This is a genomic window from Cryobacterium inferilacus (assembly GCF_019599185.1).
Classification (GTDB): domain Bacteria; phylum Actinomycetota; class Actinomycetes; order Actinomycetales; family Microbacteriaceae; genus Cryobacterium; species Cryobacterium inferilacus.
Map to the genome: position 1 here is coordinate 1 of NZ_JAIEUL010000018.1, position 20,021 is coordinate 20,021.

The 20,021-nt window shown below is 67.9% G+C and carries 25 protein-coding genes and 1 pseudogene; 11 read left to right on the top strand and 15 right to left on the bottom strand.

Going from position 1 to position 20,021, the window contains the following annotated elements:
- Positions 1–169: 169 nt before the first annotated feature.
- On the bottom strand, positions 170–865 hold the full coding sequence (locus K2F54_RS14715; RefSeq protein WP_220606608.1) for a helix-turn-helix transcriptional regulator: 696 nt from the start codon (positions 863–865) through the stop codon (positions 170–172).
- A gap of 73 nt (positions 866–938) precedes the next feature.
- Here K2F54_RS14715 and K2F54_RS14720 point away from each other — a divergent pair.
- Positions 939–1,678: pseudogene (locus tag K2F54_RS14720) on the top strand (alpha/beta fold hydrolase).
- On the opposite strand, the gene K2F54_RS14725 reads toward K2F54_RS14720, so the two are convergent.
- On the bottom strand, positions 1,655–2,347 hold the full coding sequence (locus K2F54_RS14725; RefSeq protein ID WP_220606609.1) for a DUF998 domain-containing protein: 693 nt from the start codon (positions 2,345–2,347) through the stop codon (positions 1,655–1,657). The pseudogene K2F54_RS14720 and the gene K2F54_RS14725 overlap by 24 nt on opposite strands.
- Positions 2,348–2,528: 181 nt before the next feature.
- Here K2F54_RS14725 and K2F54_RS14730 point away from each other — a divergent pair, with 181 nt between their 5' ends.
- Positions 2,529–3,584 carry a hypothetical protein gene (locus K2F54_RS14730; RefSeq protein WP_220606610.1) on the top strand — a complete coding sequence of 352 codons (1,056 nt, stop codon included), beginning with the start codon at positions 2,529–2,531 and terminating at the stop codon, positions 3,582–3,584.
- A 31-nt stretch (positions 3,585–3,615) separates the two neighbouring features.
- Entirely contained in the window at positions 3,616–3,858 is a 243-nt protein-coding gene (locus K2F54_RS14735) for a hypothetical protein (protein WP_220606611.1), read from the top strand.
- A gap of 374 nt (positions 3,859–4,232) precedes the next feature.
- On the opposite strand, the gene K2F54_RS14740 is transcribed toward K2F54_RS14735, so the two are convergent.
- Complete coding sequence (locus K2F54_RS14740) at positions 4,233–4,373, bottom strand: hypothetical protein (protein WP_220606612.1); 141 nt, start codon at positions 4,371–4,373, stop codon at positions 4,233–4,235.
- A gap of 299 nt (positions 4,374–4,672) precedes the next feature.
- Here K2F54_RS14740 and K2F54_RS14745 point away from each other — a divergent pair, with 299 nt between their 5' ends.
- Positions 4,673–5,104 carry an Hsp20/alpha crystallin family protein gene (locus tag K2F54_RS14745; protein ID WP_220606613.1) on the top strand — a complete coding sequence of 144 codons (432 nt, stop codon included), beginning with the start codon at positions 4,673–4,675 and terminating at the stop codon, positions 5,102–5,104.
- A gap of 107 nt (positions 5,105–5,211) precedes the next feature.
- Here the strand turns inward: K2F54_RS14745 and K2F54_RS14750 are convergent, their stop codons facing one another.
- Positions 5,212–5,715: a cupin domain-containing protein gene (locus K2F54_RS14750; protein WP_220606614.1), complete on the bottom strand. Its 504-nt coding sequence runs from the start codon at positions 5,713–5,715 to the stop codon at positions 5,212–5,214.
- A gap of 196 nt (positions 5,716–5,911) precedes the next feature.
- Between K2F54_RS14750 and K2F54_RS14755 the strand changes: the two genes are divergently transcribed.
- The 4 genes from K2F54_RS14755 to K2F54_RS14770 all read left to right on the top strand — a co-directional run bounded on the left by K2F54_RS14755 (position 5,912) and on the right by K2F54_RS14770 (position 8,258).
- Complete coding sequence (locus K2F54_RS14755; RefSeq protein WP_220606615.1) at positions 5,912–7,069, top strand: hypothetical protein; 1,158 nt, start codon at positions 5,912–5,914, stop codon at positions 7,067–7,069.
- A 98-nt stretch (positions 7,070–7,167) separates the two neighbouring features.
- Positions 7,168–7,689: a hypothetical protein gene (locus tag K2F54_RS14760; RefSeq protein ID WP_220606616.1), complete on the top strand. Its 522-nt coding sequence runs from the start codon at positions 7,168–7,170 to the stop codon at positions 7,687–7,689.
- Between the two features lie 72 nt (positions 7,690–7,761).
- Positions 7,762–8,007 (top strand): type II toxin-antitoxin system Phd/YefM family antitoxin, encoded by a 246-nt coding sequence (locus tag K2F54_RS14765; RefSeq protein WP_220606617.1) that lies wholly within the window; start codon positions 7,762–7,764, stop codon positions 8,005–8,007.
- On the top strand, positions 8,004–8,258 hold the full coding sequence (locus K2F54_RS14770; RefSeq protein ID WP_220606618.1) for a Txe/YoeB family addiction module toxin: 255 nt from the start codon (positions 8,004–8,006) through the stop codon (positions 8,256–8,258). The genes K2F54_RS14765 and K2F54_RS14770 overlap by 4 nt, the downstream gene beginning before the upstream one ends.
- A gap of 149 nt (positions 8,259–8,407) precedes the next feature.
- Here K2F54_RS14770 and K2F54_RS14775 read toward each other — a convergent pair whose 3' ends face one another.
- From K2F54_RS14775 to K2F54_RS14810, 8 genes are all read right to left on the bottom strand, one after another.
- Positions 8,408–9,070: an HAD family hydrolase gene (locus K2F54_RS14775; RefSeq protein WP_220606619.1), complete on the bottom strand. Its 663-nt coding sequence runs from the start codon at positions 9,068–9,070 to the stop codon at positions 8,408–8,410.
- Positions 9,067–10,032: a TIGR03557 family F420-dependent LLM class oxidoreductase gene (locus K2F54_RS14780; RefSeq protein WP_220606620.1), complete on the bottom strand. Its 966-nt coding sequence runs from the start codon at positions 10,030–10,032 to the stop codon at positions 9,067–9,069. The genes K2F54_RS14775 and K2F54_RS14780 overlap by 4 nt, the downstream gene beginning before the upstream one ends.
- 124 nt (positions 10,033–10,156) lie before the next feature.
- Positions 10,157–11,050: a hypothetical protein gene (locus K2F54_RS14785; protein ID WP_220606621.1), complete on the bottom strand. Its 894-nt coding sequence runs from the start codon at positions 11,048–11,050 to the stop codon at positions 10,157–10,159.
- A gap of 186 nt (positions 11,051–11,236) precedes the next feature.
- Positions 11,237–11,524: a hypothetical protein gene (locus K2F54_RS14790; RefSeq protein WP_220606622.1), complete on the bottom strand. Its 288-nt coding sequence runs from the start codon at positions 11,522–11,524 to the stop codon at positions 11,237–11,239.
- Between the two features lie 30 nt (positions 11,525–11,554).
- A complete protein-coding gene (locus K2F54_RS14795; RefSeq protein ID WP_220606623.1) occupies positions 11,555–11,983 on the bottom strand; it encodes an Hsp20/alpha crystallin family protein in 429 nt (142 codons plus the stop codon).
- Between the two features lie 308 nt (positions 11,984–12,291).
- Entirely contained in the window at positions 12,292–13,563 is a 1,272-nt protein-coding gene (locus K2F54_RS19620) for an MFS transporter (RefSeq protein ID WP_220606624.1), read from the bottom strand.
- Positions 13,560–14,138 (bottom strand): helix-turn-helix domain-containing protein, encoded by a 579-nt coding sequence (locus tag K2F54_RS14805; RefSeq protein ID WP_220606625.1) that lies wholly within the window; start codon positions 14,136–14,138, stop codon positions 13,560–13,562. The genes K2F54_RS19620 and K2F54_RS14805 overlap by 4 nt, the downstream gene beginning before the upstream one ends.
- Before the next feature lie 75 nt (positions 14,139–14,213).
- Complete coding sequence (locus tag K2F54_RS14810) at positions 14,214–14,501, bottom strand: DUF1905 domain-containing protein (RefSeq protein WP_220606626.1); 288 nt, start codon at positions 14,499–14,501, stop codon at positions 14,214–14,216.
- Between the two features lie 132 nt (positions 14,502–14,633).
- Here K2F54_RS14810 and K2F54_RS14815 point away from each other — a divergent pair, with 132 nt between their 5' ends.
- The 3 genes from K2F54_RS14815 to K2F54_RS14825 all read left to right on the top strand — a co-directional run bounded on the left by K2F54_RS14815 (position 14,634) and on the right by K2F54_RS14825 (position 16,026).
- The gene (locus K2F54_RS14815; protein WP_220606627.1) at positions 14,634–15,161 is read left to right on the top strand and encodes a GrpB family protein; all 528 of its coding nucleotides are present in this window, start codon (positions 14,634–14,636) and stop codon (positions 15,159–15,161) included.
- Positions 15,162–15,284: 123 nt separating this feature from the next.
- Complete coding sequence (locus K2F54_RS14820; protein ID WP_220606628.1) at positions 15,285–15,731, top strand: hypothetical protein; 447 nt, start codon at positions 15,285–15,287, stop codon at positions 15,729–15,731.
- Positions 15,721–16,026, top strand: coding sequence for a transcriptional regulator (locus tag K2F54_RS14825; protein WP_220606629.1), 306 nt, complete (start codon positions 15,721–15,723; stop codon positions 16,024–16,026). Before K2F54_RS14820 ends, K2F54_RS14825 begins: the two co-directional genes overlap by 11 nt.
- Before the next feature lie 222 nt (positions 16,027–16,248).
- Here K2F54_RS14825 and K2F54_RS14830 read toward each other — a convergent pair whose 3' ends face one another.
- Genes K2F54_RS14830 through K2F54_RS14840 form a run of 3 tightly spaced genes read right to left on the bottom strand, consistent with a single transcriptional unit; the run spans position 16,249 to position 19,981 of the window.
- Positions 16,249–17,229, bottom strand: a complete 981-nt coding sequence (locus tag K2F54_RS14830; RefSeq protein ID WP_220606630.1) for an ornithine cyclodeaminase family protein — start codon at positions 17,227–17,229, stop codon at positions 16,249–16,251.
- Complete coding sequence (locus K2F54_RS14835) at positions 17,226–18,440, bottom strand: amidohydrolase family protein (RefSeq protein WP_308287683.1); 1,215 nt, start codon at positions 18,438–18,440, stop codon at positions 17,226–17,228. Before K2F54_RS14835 ends, K2F54_RS14830 begins: the two co-directional genes overlap by 4 nt.
- A complete protein-coding gene (locus tag K2F54_RS14840; protein WP_220606631.1) occupies positions 18,437–19,981 on the bottom strand; it encodes an ABC transporter substrate-binding protein in 1,545 nt (514 codons plus the stop codon). The genes K2F54_RS14835 and K2F54_RS14840 overlap by 4 nt, the downstream gene beginning before the upstream one ends.
- Positions 19,982–20,021 lie beyond the last annotated feature (40 nt).

The following is a 20,021-nucleotide window of genomic DNA, read 5'->3' on the forward strand; positions in this document are numbered from 1 at the left end:
CGAATCACACGAAACCTCGTCCGGCCGCCGCAGGTCGGGCCCCGCAGACCACTTTCGCCCGACCAGCATCCCAGTGCGCCACAAATCCAAAACCCCAAAGGACAACAGGCTCTATAGTGGGCGCATCCGGCCATACGGGGCGCACTGAATAGGCCCAGCTCCCGCTCGCTCAACCCCGACCGTGCACCGGCCTGGCGTTCGCCGGCGGCTCTCCGACCTCGGCGACGGTGTGGCCGCTGCAGGGCGTCGCGGTGACGCTGGCCCGCTCGATGCGCGACACGGTGAACCATCGCATGGCGTCGCGCAGTCGGCACCACCCCACGAGGTACCACTGGCCGTTGGTGGAGGCGAAGAGCACGGGTTCGACGTCTCGCATAGTCGTGGTCCCGTCCCCCGCTGTGTAGCGAAGACGGAGCACGCGCTGCTCGGCCATCGCCTCCTCCAGCGCCGACCGGGTGGCGCGGGACGACGCGGGCGGCTTGTTGACCCAAACCCGGCCAGCCAGCGCGTCGGCGCGTGCGCGAGTTCGGGGATCGAGCACGTCCAGGATCTTCTGCACCCCGGCTGTGGCCAGATCGGAGAAGGGGGCATCCGTCGCAGCAGACACGGCTGCCATCAGCGCCACCGCCTGCGCTGGGGACAGGCTGACCGGCGGCAGGGACGCGCCGATCGCCAGTCCGTAGCCCCCGCCCGGACCGGGGCGCGACCAGAGCGGCGCCCCGCTGCTCTCCAGCGCCGCGAGGTCTCTCTTGACCGTGCGCACGGAGACGTCGAACTCTCTGGCCAGCCGCTCGGCGGAGCACCCCCTGGTTCCGTTGCGGCGTAGCATCTCCGACACGGCGTGGAGTCGTTCCGTTCGCTTCACCGTTTAGCCCGCAGCAAATTCATGACACAAATAGTGACACACACCTGCCCATGGCGCATACGAAGGTAGTGACATGACAACAACGACGAGCAGTCCGACCATCATTCTCATCGCCGGCCACTGGCTGGGCGCGTGGGCGTGGGATGAAGTTCTTGACCACCTGACCCGCGACCGGTCTCGGGCGATCGCGCTGACTCTGCCCGGTCTCGACGGGGACGACCCCGACGGGCGACGAAGACCCTCGACGATCAAGCCGCAGCGGTTCTCGACCTCTTCGCCGAGCTCGGCGTCTCCGAGGATCACCCCGCGATCATCGTCGCTCACAGCGGGGCGAACTTTCCCGTCAGCCTCGTGCTCGACCGACACCCTGAGCTTGTGCACCGGGTGGTCTGGGTGGACTCCGGCCCGGTGGTGCCGGGCAGCGTCTTCGCCCCCGACCTCCCGGAAGGGGTGACGGAGCTGCCGCTGCCGCCCTTCGACGCTTTCCCCCCGCAGGCGAGCCTCGAGGGGCTGACCGCACAGGTGCTCGAGCGGTTTCGGGCCCGGGCGGTGCCAGAGCCCGGCCCGGTGATTCGTCAGCCCGTCGAGCTCACGAACGACGCCCGCCGCACGGTGCCGACCACCCTGGTGTGCTGCTCGCTCCCGAGCGCGCAGATGCTGGAGCTGGCCCGCGCGGGCCATCCGATGTTCGCGGAGGTCGCGAACCTCGAGCAGCTCGACGTCATCGACCTGCCCACGGGGCACTGGCCGATGTGGAGCCGACCGGGCGACCTCGCCCAGATCATTGAGTCAGAGGCGTCTCGTACCGACTGAACTGTACGCACGGGCGAGGTTTCTGGCCGGCGTCATCAGCAGAATCAGCCCCACGGCCGCGCTCCAGAGCGTGAGGGTATCGAAGGCGACACGTTCGACGAGCCCCCGGCCCAACGCCTGGGTCGGCCCGCCACCGATGGCGTCGACGAAGAGCAGGAACCCCAGAACGGACACGATGAGGCTCACGATCGTCAGGGCGGAGATCCAGCGCGCTGCGGTGCTGCCCCGGGAGGCGACAGCGAGCAGGATCATGCCGACCCATTGAGTGACGGCTTGGGCGAGGGCCACCACATCATGCGCTTCGGGATGCGTGTCCCAGGGGAACACACCCACCAGGATCACGAACACACCGCCCACCGCGAGAAACGCCATGGCCACTCGACCCGTGCGCAGCCGTGGCCAGGCGGACCAGAGCAGCAGTGAGCCGATCAGGAGTGTCACTCCCACGACGACGAAGGATCCGTTCACCAGCAGATGCGCCGGCGAGCAGATGTAGCGCTCCACGCGGGTGCCGACGTCGAAGGTATCACAGCTGGTGACGCCGAGATCGCTGATCAGGTTCGACGCCCACGAGTACCGCTGTGGCCACTGCGCCGCTGCGATCACCTGCGCGGGAACCGTAACGAGGCCAGCGATCCAGAGCCAGGCGCCCCACCGAAGTCGTGTCATCCCACGACCCTACATTCGCCGCCGGCGTCGCCGCCGGTGCCGTGCGGCATCACACGTGAGCTCGCACCGGCCCGAGCGCATCATCAGCGCCTTCCTCAACCGGCTCGGCTAGGCGCCCATACTGGGGGCCAGCGCCCGTTGCAGAATCTGCGAAACTGACAGTCACTGTGATCGGAGTCCCATGCCCAGCACCGCACACCTCCCTGCCATCATCGCAATCGGGACAGTGGCCGTGCTTGCACTCTCCAGCTGCACCGCCGCATCCACGCCGGGCGCACAGGACACGGCAGAGGCGAAGCACGTCTCCTACCTGTGGGCTGTCGGCGCCACCAACGCATCCTTCGTCACGTCCGGGGAGGACTCGTATCTCGAACTATCGGGGGTCGAAGATGTGATCACCAGGTTCAGCGACCGGCCGGACCGTGAAGCGTCGGAGGTCGACATCCGTGATTTCCTCGGCCGCTGGGACGGACGGTTTGCTGAAGTGCCGCCGAACGCGGTCGTCTCCTATCAGGCAGAGGAGGGCGCGGCACCCGTACAGGTCGTCGTCGAAGTGAGCCGTCCGCGGTACGACGAGGAGGCATCCCGCATTGTGTTCGCAGCAGAGCTCATCGAATTCACTCCGGACTCCCTCGACGGCGCCGACCATCCCGTCGACGCCCCCGAAGCAGCGCTGCCTGCGCGCACCGGGCCGGTGTCGTTGTTCATCGACTCCGAGGGCCCCAGCGTCACTGTCGGCGAGATCGCCACCGTCGACGCCGCAACAGCGGATGTTGCAGACGCGGCCTTTGACCTCGAAACGGCGTTGTTGGCCGTACAAACAGCGCGCACTAAAACCCTTGATGACCAGTTGAGTGCCCAGATCTCCGCCATCTCGGCGAGAAACAACCGCATTGGTGAATTCAACAACTTGTCGAAGACGCTCAATGAAGTCATCGACAGCTTCGGCTCCGGGTTGGACCCCGGTGCCCGCGTTGACGATGACGTTGACGCCCGATACAAGGCGGCTGCTGCTTCCGTCGGAGTCGCGCTTCCCGCTGAGGCGACGCTCGCAGGGTACAAAGTCGCAGCAGAGGACATCAAATCACTCATCGACTCCGAGTCGAACACTCAGCAGATGGACATGCTCCGGTTGCAGAACCTCACGAGCAAGCGCAACGAGGACTTCGAAACCATGAGCAGCGTCATGAAGAAGATGCAGGACGCCAACTCCGCGATCCTCAACTCGATCAATTAGCCCTGAACTGAATATCGGAAGGTACACGCAGATGACCGACACCGAATACCGGCACTCTGTGAAACGACGACTGTCCGTTCTGTTCTCGCCGATCCGTCTCGCACTCTTCCTGGGGTCTGTGGTGTGGCTCATCGTGCTGAACGTGATCTACATTGGCAACTCCGGCAGTCCCTCGTGGGCCGGTCCCGCCTCAGCCTTTCCGATCCTGGTGTGGGTGACGGTCATGCTGATGACGGACAGCCGTTACCGGAGGACGGGGAACGGAAGTTCTTGACCCACGTCAAAGGGTGCAGTGGCTAATCCGGCGAGTCGGATGCCGTGTTGTCTACCGTGATTGCGATCATCTGCCGGTCCTCCGCGGTGATGGACGCATTGAGATACTCGACGACAAATCGGTCGGATTGGTGTGCGTCGTCCCCGAGAGTCTCGGCGAAAGCGCTCGCGCTCTCAGCTGACCCGAAACGGATGATGCGCACCTGTGCCGAGTCGGCGGCCTTCTCGCATGCCTCGAGGATCGAAGTAGGCGCACGAGGAAAGCGTGGCCATACCCAAGACCAAGGCTCCGATGAGCGCTATCCGACGTTTTCGCACTTGTCCTCCTGTTGGTCGGACGGTGTCGTGATCAGAGAGGCTCGGCCGTCGCAAACCCTAGTGGGACTCCCCCGAAGTCTCGGCCGCCGCAGCCTCAGCTTCCAGCGCGCGCAGCCTCTTCAGCTTCTCCCACGGGTAGAAGCCCACCCAGGCGATTGAAGCGATTGACGCGCCCATGATCATCGAGGCTATATCCATGCCTCCGAGGCTAGACAGTAGGGACCGACGCCGCATCCGCCTGGCGGTGGAGTGCTCGGTAGCGTCGACGGCGCGGCGCTTCGCCCGGAGCCGCATCCGTTGCCCGAGCGCCAGTCTCGGGTAGGCCGATTGCGGCCGAGTGAAACACTCGTGGGGTGCACTGCTGATGGTCGCCGGCGTGGTCTCGCTGTTCCGCTCGGGCATACAGCCATCCACTTGGCACTCTCCCCCTTCGAGTGCTAACATTTTTTCCACATTGAGTCACAGTGACTCAACTTCACGGAAGGGGAATCCTCATTATGGCAATGTCTTTTGATCCTTTCAGCGAGCTGGACCGCCTCACCGGCGACCTGCTGCAGTTCAGGCCCGGGCCCCGGTTCATGCCGGTGGATCTGTACCGCGACCAGGATCAGTACATCCTCACCGCCGACCTGCCGGGTGTTGACCCGGGCTCGGTCGATGTGGATGTGGACGGCCAGCTGCTCACCGTGCGGGCCAACCGCACCGCGGCCGCGCACGAGAACGCCAAGTGGCTCACGCAGGAGCGCCCGCACGGCACCTACCTGCGCCAGTTCAGCCTCGGCGACGGGGTGGACTCCAGCCGCATCTCGGCCAGCTACGACAACGGCGTGCTCTCCGTGCACATCCCGGTGAGCGAGAAGGCCAAGCCGCGCAAGATCCAGGTCACGTCGGCGCCACAGTCGGATGAGGCCAAGTCCATCTCGGTCTAAGCCGAGATACCCGTGGCCCGTCGGGCTGCGGGAGAGCACATGAATGGTGTGGACGAGAAGGCTCGTTCACACCATTCTTGTTGCGGGGACCGCCGATGGGGCGGGCCCTAAAACGCGAGGTTGTGCCGCTGCACAAGTGGCATCGTGGCCGCAAAGTCCACCTCACAGCCGTACTCGGCCGCCAGCGGCGGAAGCGTCTCGGGGTCATACTCCCCACCCGGCTCGGCCAATCGACGGAAGAGTTGCTCAATTCCGCCAGGCACGATGAGCTCGACGACCCGCAGCGGCTCTTCACCGGCGTTCCAGAAGGTATGCCACCGCCCCCGCGGCTTGAACACCAGGTCGCCAGGCCCCACGACAACCTCGTCGCCGTCTTCAAACACTCCAAGCCGCCCGGCCAGCACCAGGCTGAACTCATCTTCGCGACTGTGCCGGTGGATCGGCGCCGCCAGCACGCGGGGAGCCAGCAGATGTTCCACGACCGCGATCGCGCCATCCGAGTCAGCACCGTCAATCAGGTATCGGTCCAGAGCGCTTGCGTCTCCGGTCGCCTCGATGTCGCGGGCCGTCTTCACACGGATGCCCGTCGCACCGGCTGGATTCGCGTTCATTGCTCCTCCTTGTAGTTCTCCTCCTCAGGGGACGACAGCGGTCTGACATCCACGATTGCCACGCTAGGCCGCCCCTTCGAGATTGGATATCCCTCGGGGATCTGGCGCAGATGCGTGGCGCGCCGAATCGTTCGAAGGTGACCGGTACTCTCGGAGAGCCGAATGTTGGCGACCAGAGCACACGTGGGGTGGACGCATGCACACAACGGAATACAGCCCGACGAGCCTGCGCACGGCGGCGCTCACCGAGCGGGTGAAACGCCGGGATGTGCGCAAGTTCTACCGACCCTTGGCCGCGCGGTATCCGTCGGTGCGCAACCTGTCCACCCCGATGCGGCGGGCGGCCATGTTCATCGGTGCTGCGTGCGGAGCCATCGGGGCTCTCACCATGGCCTTCGGCATGGCGCAAGATGTCGACAATGGCGGGCCGGAGGACACCGAAGAGCTGATCGCGATGGCGGCCATCGCCGCGGTGCTGCTCGGCGCGGGCATCTTGATGGCGTGGTTCTTCGTGCGCATGTCCACGCGCCGCGGCACCCCGAAGCGGCACTACCGGTTGGCCCGGTTCGCCACCGCCAATGGCCTGAGTTACGAGCCCGGGCCGGTCTCGGGCAAGCACGTGAAGCCCTGGGCGTCGCGCGGCGATCTCACGCTCACCCGGGTGATGCGGCCCGCATCACAGCGCTCGATCGAATTCGCCAACTACGAGCTGCGGGCCTACGCCGCCGGCAGCGGCAATACCCAGTTCGGTGGCTTCTGCGCCGTGCGCCTGAGCAGGCGCCTGCCGCACATCTATTTGCGGGCCCAGAGCGGCCCGGTGAACCAGTTCACGATGGTGGCACTGCCCGACAGCGCGCAGCGGCTTTCCCTCGAGGGCGACTTCGACGACTACTTCACCCTGTACTGCCCCGAGAAGTACGAGCGGGATGCGCTGTACCTCTTCACCCCGGATGTGATGGTGCGTCTGATGGACCGGGTGCGCGGGTTCGACGTGGAGATCATCGACGATTGGCTGTTTTTCGTGAGCAGCCGCGACGTGGTCACCCTCGACCCGGAATCGTGGCAGGGACTCTACGAGGCGGTAGGCGCCCTGATCGACAAGATCGGCCGGTGGGAGCGCTGGCGAGACGACCGGCTGCCGGCGGTGCCGCGGGTCAGTTCCGGCCCGGGTGCTGATGCGAAGGCCGATGGGGGTGCTGCTGCGGCGCTGGTCGGGCTGAAGCCAGCAGCGAGATCCGGTCGGGTGGCTGCGCGCGGTCGACGACTGCGGATGCGCCTGGGTGCGGGCGAGGTGATCGGGCTCATCGCCCTCGCCCTGGTGTTCATCGGTGGCGGGGTGGCCCTGTTCTACTAGCGGCGGTCAGCCACGGCCCACCCCTACACTGGGGCTTCGGGGTCGCGGGTTCGCCGGCGGCATCCGCAGCTGATCGATAACGTGATGAGGGGAATCTCGTGGACGACCAACGAACCGATGATGTGACAGTGGCGGCGACGCCGCTGGCCGGGCCGACCGATGTGAGCACGGATGCTGCGCGCCCGTGGGGCACCGTCTGGGTGTGGCTCCTGGCGTTCATGCCGTGGGTCGTGGCGATCGGCATCGTGATGGCCATCGTGCTGGTCTTCGCCACCGCACTGTCGATCACCCTGGCGATGCCGGAGTGGTTCTGGGTGCCGCTGCTGACCGTTCCGTATCTGCTGAGCGTGGCCTTCGCAGCGGGGGATGCTGCGCGGCTGCGGGCGCTGGGGCATCCGTCGGTGGCACCGTGGACCTGGGCGTTCTTGGGCGCACCGGTGTACCTGGTGGCGCGCTCGATGGCGTTGGATCCGCGCATTCCCAAGCGCCTGCGGCCGATGTGGGTGGGGCTGCTCAACATGACGCTGTCCACGCTCACCACGACCGTGCTGCTCGGCGTGGTGGGCACGCTGATTGTCGCGTTCCTGGCGGCGCTGGCCGAGTCGTACGCCAACCGCTGACTTGAGCCACGGACGCGAAGCTGGTCGAAGGAGTACCATATCTAGTACCACTTTCGCACGAAGGGTAGACACATGGCCATCACCGCCTCTCAGGCACGCGCCCAGCTGTTCCCGTTGATTGAGAAGGTCAACGAAGACCACCTGCCGATCGAGATCGTGTCGAAGAAGGGAAGCGCGGTGCTAATGTCGCTCGCCGACTACCAGGCACTCGAGGAGACCGCGTATCTGCTCCGCTCCCCGGCCAATGCGACCCACCTGCTGGAGAGCATCGCTCAGCACCGGGCCGGCACCGCGAGCGTTCGTCCACTGGCCGAGTGAACATCGCCTTCACCGACGCCGGCTGGAGCGACTACCAGTTCTGGGTCGCCACCGACCGGGCCATGGTGAAACGCACCAACAAGCTCATCGCCGAGGTGCAGCGAACGCCGTTCACCGGAATCGGCAAACCCGAAGCACTCAAGCATCAGCTCGCCGGCTACTGGTCACGGCGCATCACCGACGAGCACCGCCTCGTTTACGCCGTTGAGCAGGACCAGATTGTCATCGTCGCGGCTCGCTTCCACTACTGAGTCGTAAGCGGGACAGAGGGGTACGTGTACCGCGGGCACCCCCTGAGGCAAACGAACGTTTGTAAGGAAATAGTGAGTTTAAAAGGACCCTCCACGCGGATTTCATCCTTCTAAAGTCACCATCTCCTCATAAACGTCCGCGGGCCGAGCTAGGCGGTCCAGCCCAGCTCGCCCAACCGCTCGACGAAGTCGGATGCGTCGGCGAAGACCCGCTCGGCGCCCGCCTGCATGAGCAGGTCGCCGGCAATCCCGCCGGTCAGCACCCCGAACGAGCGCACGCCCGCGCTCGACGCCGCCGTGATGTCCCACTCCGAGTCACCCACGAAAACGGCCTCATGCGGCTCGACGCCCGCCCGCTCGAGGGCCACCTGCACGATGTCGGGGCTGGGCTTGGCCACATCCACGTCGTCGGCGTTGGTCGTGGCGTGGATGACCGTATCGGAATCGATCAGCTCGAGCAGAATGTCCAGCTCCTCCTGCGGCGCGGATGTGGCGAGCACCACCGTGATGCCCCCGGCATCCAGGCGCTCAAGTAACTGCCGGGCCTCTGGCAACAGCCGCAAGCGCGGGGCCAGAGTCTTGTAGTTCTCGGAGTGCAGGTCCTTGGCCCGGCCGATCCACTCCTCATCCCTCTCCCCCACCAGCGAGGTCAACAGCTCACCGGCATCCTGCCCGATCGAGCGATGGATGCGCCAGGCCGGCACGTCAACACCGAGCGCCTGGAACGCCTGGTGCCAGGCATCGACGTGCAGGTAGTTGGAGTCGACGAGGGTGCCGTCGATGTCGAAGAGCACCGCCTTGGGCGCGCTCATCGAGCGCTCCCGTCGAGCAGGCGGGGCCGCAACTCCTTTTCGAAGAAGTCGAAGAAGCCGTCTTGGTCGGGGCCGGCGTTCATGAGGGCGATGTGGTCGAAGCCGGCATCCGTGAACTGACCGATCACCTCGAGGTGACGTTCCACGTCGGGGCCGCAGGCGAACTGCTCACGGATGTCGTCCTCCCGCACCGTCGCGGCCGCGGCTTCGAAGTTCACCGGGTTGGGCAGCTCGCTCATCACCTTCCAACCGCCGAGGGCCCACGAGTTGGTGGCGTGCGCGGCCTTCACTGCTGCATCTTCGGTGGGCGCCCAGGCGAGCGGGGCCTCGGCGTAGAGCGGGCCGGTGCCGCCGGCATCACGGTAGCCGGTGACCAGGTCTGCCTTGGGCTCGGTGGAGAACAGGCCGTCGCCGTGCTTGGCGGCGAGCGCCACGGACTGGGGCCCGCTCACCGCCACGGCCATGGTGGGCAGCACATCGGGCAGGTCGTAGATGCGGGCATCCTCGAGCTTGAGGTAGCGGCCGTCGTAGTTCTGATAGCCGCCCTGCCAAAGCAGACGGATGATGTCGAGCGCCTCGTTGAAGGTGGCGTGCCGCTCGTGAATGCCGGGGAAGCCCCGACCCACGATGTGCTCGTTGAGGCGCTCACCCGAGCCGACACCGAGGGTGAACCGGTTGTCGGAGAGCAGCGCCAGGGTGGCGGCGGCCTGGGCGATGATGGCCGGGTGGTAGCGCACGCTCGGGCAGGTGACGCCGGTGGCGAGCTCGAGGGTGGTGGTCTTGGCGGCGATGGTACTCAGCACGTTCCACACGAACGGGGAGTGACCCTGCGCTTCCACCCAGGGGTGAAAGTGGTCGCTCATCTCCACAAAATCGAAGCCGGCCTGTTCGGCGCGCACGGCTTGGCGAACGAGTTCCTTCGGTCCAAAAGATTCAGCGATCAGCTTGTATCCGATTTTCATCCTTACGACGCTACGCAGGCGGATGCCTCGGTGCAAGCCATTGCGGCGGCATCCGTGAGTGCGGTACACGCGCGCCCGGCCGCGAGGTTGGCGCGGCCCGGCGCCCGGCCCGGGGCCCGGTGACCTAGGTGTACGACTCCACCCGTTCCACGGGGAGGCCGGAGCGCCACGAGTTGAGGGCGACCAGCACGGCCACGGCCGCGAGTGCGAGACCGATGGCCAGCGCGCCCACCCCGTAGACGGCGCTGTGCAGGTGGATGCTCAGCGGACTGAGCCCGAGCGCGGCGCCGGCGAACCCGGCGATGCCGAGCTCGGCGCGCCAGATGTGCGAGAAGGTGCGCCACCACGTCTGCGACGCCGAGCCGGGGTCGATGAACGACCGGTGCCGCAGCAGCGCCCTGTTGTAGGTGAGCTTCTTGAGCAGCGACACCGCCACCATCGCGGTGATCACGCCGGTGATGGTGCCGTACACGGTGACCGTGAACCAGAACTGCTCGGTGGCGGAGGAGCCGTCGCCGGTGTTCAGTTGGCCCCGGGAGTCGGCGAGGACCGGCACGATCATCACGAGGGCCCAGGCGAGCACGGCCAGCAGGAGGAAGACGATGTGCAGGCCCACACCGATCGGGCGCAGGTCGACCTTGAAGTTGCCGTCGGCGGCGGATTTGCCGTGGTCCATGCTCCACCGGCCGCGCACGGCGAACTGACCGAAGAAGAAGCCGATCATCGACAGGAACGTCATCAGGGTGGGAAACGCGATGGTGCTCGTGCCCGCCCCGTCGTCGGGGAACACCGAGCCGATCGAGTCGCCGCCGGCGGTGAGGGCCAGCAGCCAGACCACGGCTCCGAGCGCGACCACGAGCGCCAGGGCTCCCACCAGATTGCCGACGATGGCGATGATGCGCCGGGTGAGGGCGCCCGACCCGGTGGTCGGCCTGCCGAGTGTGTCGGTCGGTTGGTCGGCACTGTCGGGCTGGTACCAGCTGGTGCCCGCTCTGCGTTTCTTCCTGCGCTGCGCCATGCCTGCACTCCCCCGGTTGCGGTCATCCGTTCCGACCGTGATGGCCCAGGCTAGCGGTCAGGGGATGATCCCGGCATCCTGCGGGCTCTGGACAGCGGCATGCCGCCATCTATGGTGCCGGCAGTGCCGGTCGAGCAGGGCAGAACGAAGCGGTGCCAGACGCTCCTGGCACCGCTTTGTTCTGTCTTACGTTGGCATTCTGCCCGATCTTCCGCTCACCTCCCCAGGCGGGGAGCGGGCCCACGCCGGGCGTCTGCGGTCACGGGACCCCGCCACCGGTGGCGCGGCCGTGCTGACCGGCGTCACCGGGACAACTGCCGACGCCGGGATGCGCCCGGTCGTCGGGCGGAGCAACGTGCGCACGATGTCGTCGAAGAGAACCCGAACGAGGATGTCTTCGGCATCCGCCAGCACTCGCGCATCCGGATCTGAGCGGAACTGGGTGGCCGTCACGGCTGCTGCTACGAAGGTCATGGTCACCTCCCGATTCGCGTGCTGGGGCGGTCAGCTGTTCAGCACGTGCTGCGTCTGCGGGGCGCTGGTCTGCACCTCGATCTTGCGCGGCTTCGCCCGTTCGCTCACCGGCAGCAGAAGCGACAGCACCCCGTTGTCGTAGTGCGCGGCGATGGCCTCGGCATCGATGCCCTCACCGATGCTGAACTGGCGCAGGTAGGTGCCAGACGGTCGTTCCCGCACGAGCCAGTTCATCCCGCCGTCGGTAGCAGCGGTGCGCCGGGCCCGGATGGTGAGGAGCTGGCCGTCCATGTCGATATCGACGCTGTCCGGGTCCATGCCAGGCATATCGGCGTTGAGAATATAGCGGTCACCGTCGCGATAGAGGTCGACGGGCATGAACCGCGGGCCCTGCGCGGTGCCGAGGAGTGCGCCGGTGAGGCGGTCCAACTCGGAGAAAGGATCAAAAGTCATAGCCATGATGAGGAGTCCCCTTTCTGGTGAGACGTGTGGAATTGTGGTGGCTCCCGGAGCCCTCGAGCTCCGGTCGGCAAAATATTAACTCGTCTCGCGCGCCGGAATCAAGACCATTTTTTGGCTTTCTCAGCATTCCTGCTCCCCGCGCTCGCAAGGCGGTGGGGGTGACGGATGCGCAGCGCACGATCAACAGGAAATAGGTCGATTATCAGGACGTTTTGCCTGGAATCCGTCCTAGAAAGCTCACTATTTCCTTATATAGTGGCGCTCCGCTCAGCGCAACTTGGCTGGGTACCAGCCGCCGGGATCGATCAGGCGGGATGCGGCTGCCGTGCTCGCATCAGACGGGACGCGGCCACGGCCAGGAGCAGCAGCGCGACCGCGGCGCCGAGTAGAAAGCCAAAGCGCGGCTCGACGGCGTCGACGGCGAGCCCCACCCCGGTCGCGGCCGCGGCCGCACCGGCATTCACCGCGGTGTTGATCCAGCTGGAGGCCTCGGTGCGCACCTCGGGCGCGGTGAGGTCGTCGGCCAGCAGGTACCCGGTGACGAGCGAGGGCGCGAGGAAGAACCCCACCGCGGCGAGGCCGACCGCGAGGAGCACGACCGCGCCGATGGTGGCCAGGAGCGCACACAGCACGGACATGACCAACACGGCGATGATCAGGCGCGACTGCAGCCGCATCCGCCAGCTATGGTGCCCGTAGAGCAGGCCACCGACGGCGCTGCCCGCGGCGAACGCGGCGAGGAGAACACCGGCGAGACCCACCGAACCCTGCGCGTCGGCCACGGCCGGGGCCACCACCTCGACAGTGCCCAGCACCACCCCGACGCCGAGCAGGGCCACGAGCACGGGAACGAAGCCGGGCTGCCGCAGCGGGCGGTGCTGCCGGGCGGGCCCGGCCGCCGGTGCGGCGACGTGCACGCGGGAGGCCGGGCTGCTGGTCATGCCGAGGGTGCCGAGCACCGCCACGGCCGCGGTGACAAGCAGCCCGGCCGCCGGCGAGGCCAGGCTCACGGCGGCGGCGGCGAGCAGCGGCCCGGTCGTGAACAGGAGCTCCTCGCAGACCGCGTCGACGCTGTAGGCCTTGGTGCGCAGCGCCCCTGCGGGCGTGAGCGCGGCCCAGAGCACCCGCATCGACGCCCCGAGCGGAGGCGGGAACAGGCCCCCGACGGCAGCGAGCGCCACGATGGCCCAGGCGGATGGTGCGGGCTGGGCCGTGAGCCAGGCCAGACCGGCCAGGCCCAGGGCGAAGCCGGTGGCCAGCAGGGTGAGGGCGAACCGCTGCCCGCGGCGGTCGACGAAGCGCGCCCGATACGGGGACGCGAGTACGTTCGCGAGCCCGAACGCGCCGGTGGCCGCGCCCGCGACGGCGAACGAGTCGGTGCTCTGCTGCACCGCGAGAAGCAGCACCAGGGTCACCATCGCGAACGACAGCCGCCCGACGAGCGCGGGCAGGAAGACCCGCAGCGCGCCCGGGGTGCGAAGCACGTCGCGGTAGGTGGCGCTCACGGTGTCGGCGGGGCCGGGGGCGCGGTCGCTGCCGCGGCTCGCTTGGCCGGGGCTCAATCCGTCGGCACTCACGCTGGGGGCCCGGTCGGCGGGGCCGGGGGCACGGTCGGCGGGGTCGCCGGGGGCCCGGCCACCTCGAACAGCGCCAGGGTCGCGGCGACGCGCACACCGGCATCCGTTGTCGCCGACACCGCCTCGTCGTGGATGATCGTGCCGACCTCGCGGGCCAGCGCACGGATGCGGGCCCACGCCTCGGTAGACACGGTGACCTCCGCGTCGGTGAACACGAACTCGGTGTCGGCCCGGTAGCGGGTGCCGCGCGCGACGAGCTCGCCGGCGAGGGAGCGGGTGAGGGCCTGGTGCGCATCCGCTCTGCCGGCGCCGAGGGTTTCGCCGCTGGCGGGGTCGTGCCGGTAGCGCTTGGCGGTGCCGCCGCGGATCGCGGCCTGCTCCACCAGGGTCACCAGCCCGGCCTGGGCGAGCCGACGCAGGTGGTAACTCACATTGGCCTGGCTCTCCCCCAGCGCCCGCGCCGCCTCGGCCGCGCTGAACGCCTCGCCGGTGAGCAGCGACAGCAGGCGCAGCCGCAGCGGATGCGCGACGACGCGCAGGCCGTCAAGGTCTCGGGGCAGTTCGGCGGAGGGCATGCCTCACCCTAAGTCGGCACACACTCAACTACCAATTTGTTCTTTGGGGGTGGCGTCGACGGTCGCGCGGCGGGCTCAGGTGAGGCGCTCGGTGAGGCGCACGGTCACCTCGTCGCCGATCTCCTTGCCGAGTTTCTTGCGCAGCTTGGCGCTGATCGAGAGCATGTGCCCACCCGATCCGGTGGGCATGAGCGCGACGGTGAGCGGGTGGGCATCCACGGTGGAGACCACCTTGATGGCCTTGCCGGTGCCGAAGAACTCGACCGAGTCGGGCACCTCCACGCACGACCAGGTGTCGCCTTTGATCTCGATGCCGATGGGCGCGGTGAACTCGAGGTCGATCGGTCCCGGTGTGGTGCTCATGGCGGAGGCTCCTCGGTTGGCGCGTGCGGATGGCTCCACTCTGGCGGACGCTGCGTGGGTCAGGCAAGGCCTCGGTGCGCACACCCGGTCGCTTATCGCGCTCGCCGTAAGCCCCTTCGTTAGGGTGAAGGTGTGGTCACCATCGAGCCGTACGCCCCCGAGTGGCCGCTCCTATTCCGAGCGCAGGCAGACCTGTTGGAACGAGCCCTGTCCGCTCAGATCACCGCTATTGAGCACATCGGGAGCACCGCGATTCCAGGACTCGCCGCCAAACCGATCATCGATCTCGCCGCCAGAGCGGCTTTTGGGGTCGACCCATTCTCGATGGAACCGCTCATTGAAGGTCTCGGATACACACAGCATCGATCGGGACCGAAAACTCACGCGGTCTACACCCGGGGAGATACCGCCGGGCGCAGGGACATCCTGCATGTGTTCACGGCGGACGCCTGGTCGACCTGCAATCAGAGAGTGTTCCGAGACAAGCTTCAGCACGATGCGACCGCTCGTCGCCGTTACGGCGACCTCAAGTTGAGTCTGGCGTCCTCGGGGATGAGCGGCATGGACTACACCGCCGGCAAGCGGCAACTCATCCAGGAACTTCTGAACGAGGAGCGAGCCGCGCGCGGCCTGCCTCCCGTCGACGCCTGGGACAAGTAACTCGCCCTTGATCACGGTGCGGCTGTCTCGAACACGCTGCTCGGGCTGCCTCCGGCAGACATTAAAGTTCAACCGCTCGCGCATGGGTTGTACAACCGCTTGGAATGTGATTGACTCAACCGCATGGAAAGCAACTACGACGCCCGCGACTCTCTCTCGGCAGTGGAGACGGACCGCGAGCGGTTGGGCGACCGGATGACAGCCGAGACGCACTGGGCCGCTCCGGCGCAGGGGCTGGCCGCGGCCGTGCTCATCGGTGCGCCCGCCGCCGGCATCCCGGGGGTGTTCGTGGTCTTAGCGGTGGGCATAATGCTCTTCGTCGGCATCGAGTGGGCCTTTCGCCGGCGCAGCGGGCTCTCGATCAGCCGGCCCGCCGGACCCCGGGGCATGGCACTGCTGGTATTGCTCACCGTTCTCCTGAGCGGCCTCGGCATGGTCTCCTTTGCCCTGTGGGTGTTCGACATGGCGGCCTGGATTCTGCCCGTCGCCGTGGTCGGCGGACTGCTCATGGCGCTCGGCGTGCGGGCGTACGACCACACCTACTCCGACGAGGTGCGCCGTGCCCGCTAAACCCCAGTTCCACGAGACGATCCACGCCCCCACCCGGCTGCGGCTGTGCGCGATGCTGCGGCCGCTCGACGGGGCTGACTTTCGGGTGATCGCCGAGACGCTCGAGCTCAGCGAGGCCAATCTCTCCAAGACGGTGCAGAACCTCGTTGCCCTGGGCTATCTGGCGACCAGCAAGCAGGCCTCACCCCAGCGAGCGGATGCCCGCCGCACGACGTCGGTGAAGCTGACAACTCTCGGCCGCCGCGTCTTCGACGAACACCTCGCCGCCCTCCGGGCCATGGCCGAGCACGAATAGCGTTCTCCGTGCGGAGCCTGCACCTCGGAAAGGTGGCCGGACTCGTGGAGGCGAGATGTTCGCTGCACCTCGTATGGCCGAATGCGCCCGCGATAGGGGGCGCATCCAGCCGCACGAGGCGCACTGAGCGTGCCGAGGCCCTGCACATGGCACTTCGGGCGACCTCAGTCAACCTCGGGGCAACCTCGGGGCAATCTCGGGGCAATCTCGGGGCGACCCCGCTCAACCGTTGAGGTCGAGCTCCACCCCCACGCCCCGCGCCCGGGCCTCGCGCACGAGCAGATCGGCGATCGCGAGGTCCTGAGCGCCGATGCCCACCGAGTCAAAGAGGGTGATCTGCTCGGCAATCGTGCGACCTGGCCGCAGCCCCGCCAGCACCTGGCCGACCGTGCCGACCACATCCTGCAGGGTGAGCGCGCCCTCCGCCACGGCCAGCATCAGGTCCCCCGACTTCGTCTCGGCCGTGGCCATGTCGTCGACCCACACCGACGAACGGGACATCGTGACCGAGTCGACCTCGCGTTCGTCCGGCCGCGGCCGGGCACCCACCACGTTGAGGTGCTGGCCGGGGCGCAGCCACTCGCCGCGCACGATCGGGGTGACGGAGGGGGTGAGCGTGCAGATGGCATCCGCTGCGGCGAAGACCGACGCGCAGTCTTGAACCACCTCGATGGCACCGTCCCAGTCCAGCGAGTCGGCGAGGGCCCGAGCGCGCACCGGGGTGCGTGACCAGATCACCAGCCGGTTCCAGTCGCGCACCCCGCGCAGCGCCTCGACGTGCTCGCGGGCGAGCCCGCCGGCGCCCACCAGGCCCAGCACGCGGCTGTCCTCACGGGCCAGGGCGCGGGTCGCGACCGCGCTCGCCGCGGCGGTGCGCACCCGGGTGGGCACCCCGCCGTGCAGCAGGGCGACCGGGGCGCCATCCTCGCGGTCGAGAACCACGATCATCGAGCGCTGGGTCGGCAGGCCACGATCCGAGTTGTCCGGCACATCGGCGAGCAGCTTGACCGCCGCGGTGCCGGTGGTGTCCGACAGCGCCGCCATGAGCACGTACCGACCGGTGCTCGCGTCGGTGGCCATGGAGGTGGGCGGCGGCTGGTGGGCCGCTCCCCTGGCGATGTCGGCGAAGATCTGCGCCACGGCCCGCTCGGTAGCCGGCCGGTCGACCAGCGCCTCGAGCTGGGACGCGGTGAGCACGATCATGCGGCGGCCGTCAGCTCGAGCTGGTCGGCCACGACCGCGCCCCGGAACACGACGGTGCGGTCCGGCAGCCGGTCCATCACCGCGCTGGTGACGGTCTCACCGGTCACGAGCTGCAGGTCGGCGGGGTCGCCGACCGCGACTCCGGGCCGATCCAGCTGCCCCCGCAGCGCCGGGGCGGTGCCGAGCACCGAGCGCCCGCCGACCGTGGCCACCGCGACGCAGTGCTCGATGTCTTCGTCTCGCCGAAAGTTGTTCGTGAACGCCATCTGCCAGGTGCGGTCGAGCATGTCGGCGTTGCCGTACGGCGACCAGTAGTCCCGTTGGCCGTCCTGGCCGAGGCCCAGGCGGATGCCGTGTTCGGCGAGCAGCAGCGTCGGCAGCGGTGTCGCCGGGGCGATGGTGGCCCAGGCGATGTCGAGTTCGGCGAACTGCTCGAGCAGGGCCACCAGCTGGTCGTGCGGCAGCTGGCCGAGGCCATACCCGTGCGAGATGGTGACCCGGCCGGTCATGCCGTGTGCGCGGGTGCGCTCCACGATCAGTTCGGCCGAGAACTTCGCCAGTTGATCCGGCTCGTGCAGGTGGATGTCGATGGGAGCGTCGAAGCGTTCGGCCAGCCCGAAGACCAGGTCGAGATGCTTCGCGGGGTCACGGTCGAGCAGGCACGGGTCGATGCCGCCGACGACGTCGGCGCCCTGTCGCATGGCCTCTTCGAGCAGTTCGAAGGAGCCCTCCTCGCGCAGCAGACCGGCCTGCGGGAACGCGATCACCTCGACCGTGGCGCGATCCCGGTGCGCCTCCTTGGCCGCGAGCACACCCTGCAACCGCTCGAGGCCGGCATCCACATCGACCTGCGCGTAGCTGCGCACGCTCGTGGTGCCGTGGGCGACCATGCGACCCAGGGTCTCGGTGGTGCGCTCGGCCATGGACACTTCTGCGCCCCGCCAGTTGGAACGGTCGTTGAGCATCATGCCCCACACCCCCGGTGCACCGGTGTGCGGCCGGAACGGCAGCCCGAGGCGGGTGGAGTCGAGGTGCACGTGCACATCGGCGAAGGACGGGAGCAGGATGCGGCCCCGTCCGTCGATCAGCGTCTCGCCGGCCTGCGGTGTCGTGCCGGGCGGGAGGATCCCGGCGATGATCCCGTCGACCAGGCGGACATCGGCCGCGGCGCCGCCCCAGGGGCGGGCATCCGTGATCAGGGCGCGACTCACTTGAAGCTCGTCTGGGTGAAGTCGAACAGGCCGTCGGCGCGCGGGGTCCAGTCGAGGGCGGCGTCGGCGGCGTAGTTGTTCATCGGCACGTAGAGCGGCACGTAGTAGCCCTGCTCGTTGCTGTAGCTGAGCAGCTCGGCGAACACCTCGAGGCGGCTGTCGCCCTCCACGCCGCGCTGCTCAGTGGCCAGCTCGGCGGTGCGGGGGTCCTGCGCGTAGTTGTTGTTGCCGGCCGGCTCGTACAGGTCGGTGAGGGGCAAGTCGCCGTCCACGGTGGAGGGTGCCCAGGTGTTCAGGTAGATGCCCTGCATCTCGCGGCCGCGCACCTTGAGGGTGTGCGCCTGCTGGTCGGCGCCGCGCAGGTCGACCGTGATGCCGACATCCTGCAGGGAGGCCTGGATGGTCTGGGCGACGTCGGCGGAGAGCGGGATGCGCCCGTCGGTCGCGTAGTCGAACGGGATCGGCTCACCGGCATAGCCGGCTGCGGCGAGCAGCTCGCGGGCACGCTCGGGGTCGTAGCCCGGGTCGGTCACGTCTTCGCTGTAGCCCTCCACGGCCGGGGCGAGGGTCGTGGCCGCGGGTTCGGCGAGCCCGGAGAGCAGACCCTCGGTGATGGCTTCCTTGTCGATGGCGAGGCCGATGGCTTCACGGATGCGCGCATCCGTCAGCACGCCGCTGGTGGAGTTGACACCGAGGAAGACGACACCGTTGGAGAGCGCGGAGAACACCTGCGCGGCATCCTGCCCGTCGACCGACTCCACCTGGGTGGGGCCGATCGGGGCCACATCGAGGCTGCCCGAGAGCACGCCGTTGACGCGGGACTCGTCGGAGGAGACCGGCTGCAGCGAGATCGACTCGATCGCCGGCGCCTCACCCCGGTAGTCCTCGTTGCGCACGAGGTCGTAGGAGACACCGGTCTGGATGTTGTCGAACACGTAGGCGCCGGAGCCGATCGGGTCCTGCGCGAACGCGTCGGCGCCCATCTCCTGGTAGGTGTCGGCGGGCACCACGGAGATCAGCGAGGTGGTGCGGGGGAAGGCCGAGAACGGTGCGGCGAGGGTGAATCGCACCGTGAGGTCGTCGACGGCTTCGACCGAGGCGACCGAGCTGAGGTAGGCGAAGTTCTCGCTGGTGGGGTCGCCGAGGATGGTCTGGTAGGAGAAGGCCACGTCCTCCGCGGTGATGGCCTCGCCGTTGCTGGCGGTAACGCCCTCCTGCAGGGTGAAGTCCCACTGGGTGAGGTCGTCGTTGGCGGTCCACTCGGTCGCGAGCTTGGGGGCGAGCTCGCCGTCGGCGGTGATGGTGACGAGCTGGTCGAAGGTGTGGAAGAACACCGACAGCACCACCAGGGCGCCGGACTTGATCGGGTCCATCGAGGTGGGATCGGTGGGGATCGCGGCGACGATGCGGGTGGGGGTGTCGCCAGAGGCGGCGTCGCCACCCTCGTCGAAGCCGCCGGCGCAGCCGGAGAGCAGCAGGGTTCCGGTGGCGGCGAGCGCGCCGACGCTGAGCATCCGGCGGCGGAAGGGGGATGTGGGCATGGGGATCCTCATTTCGGTGGGTGACACAGGGGATGAAGGG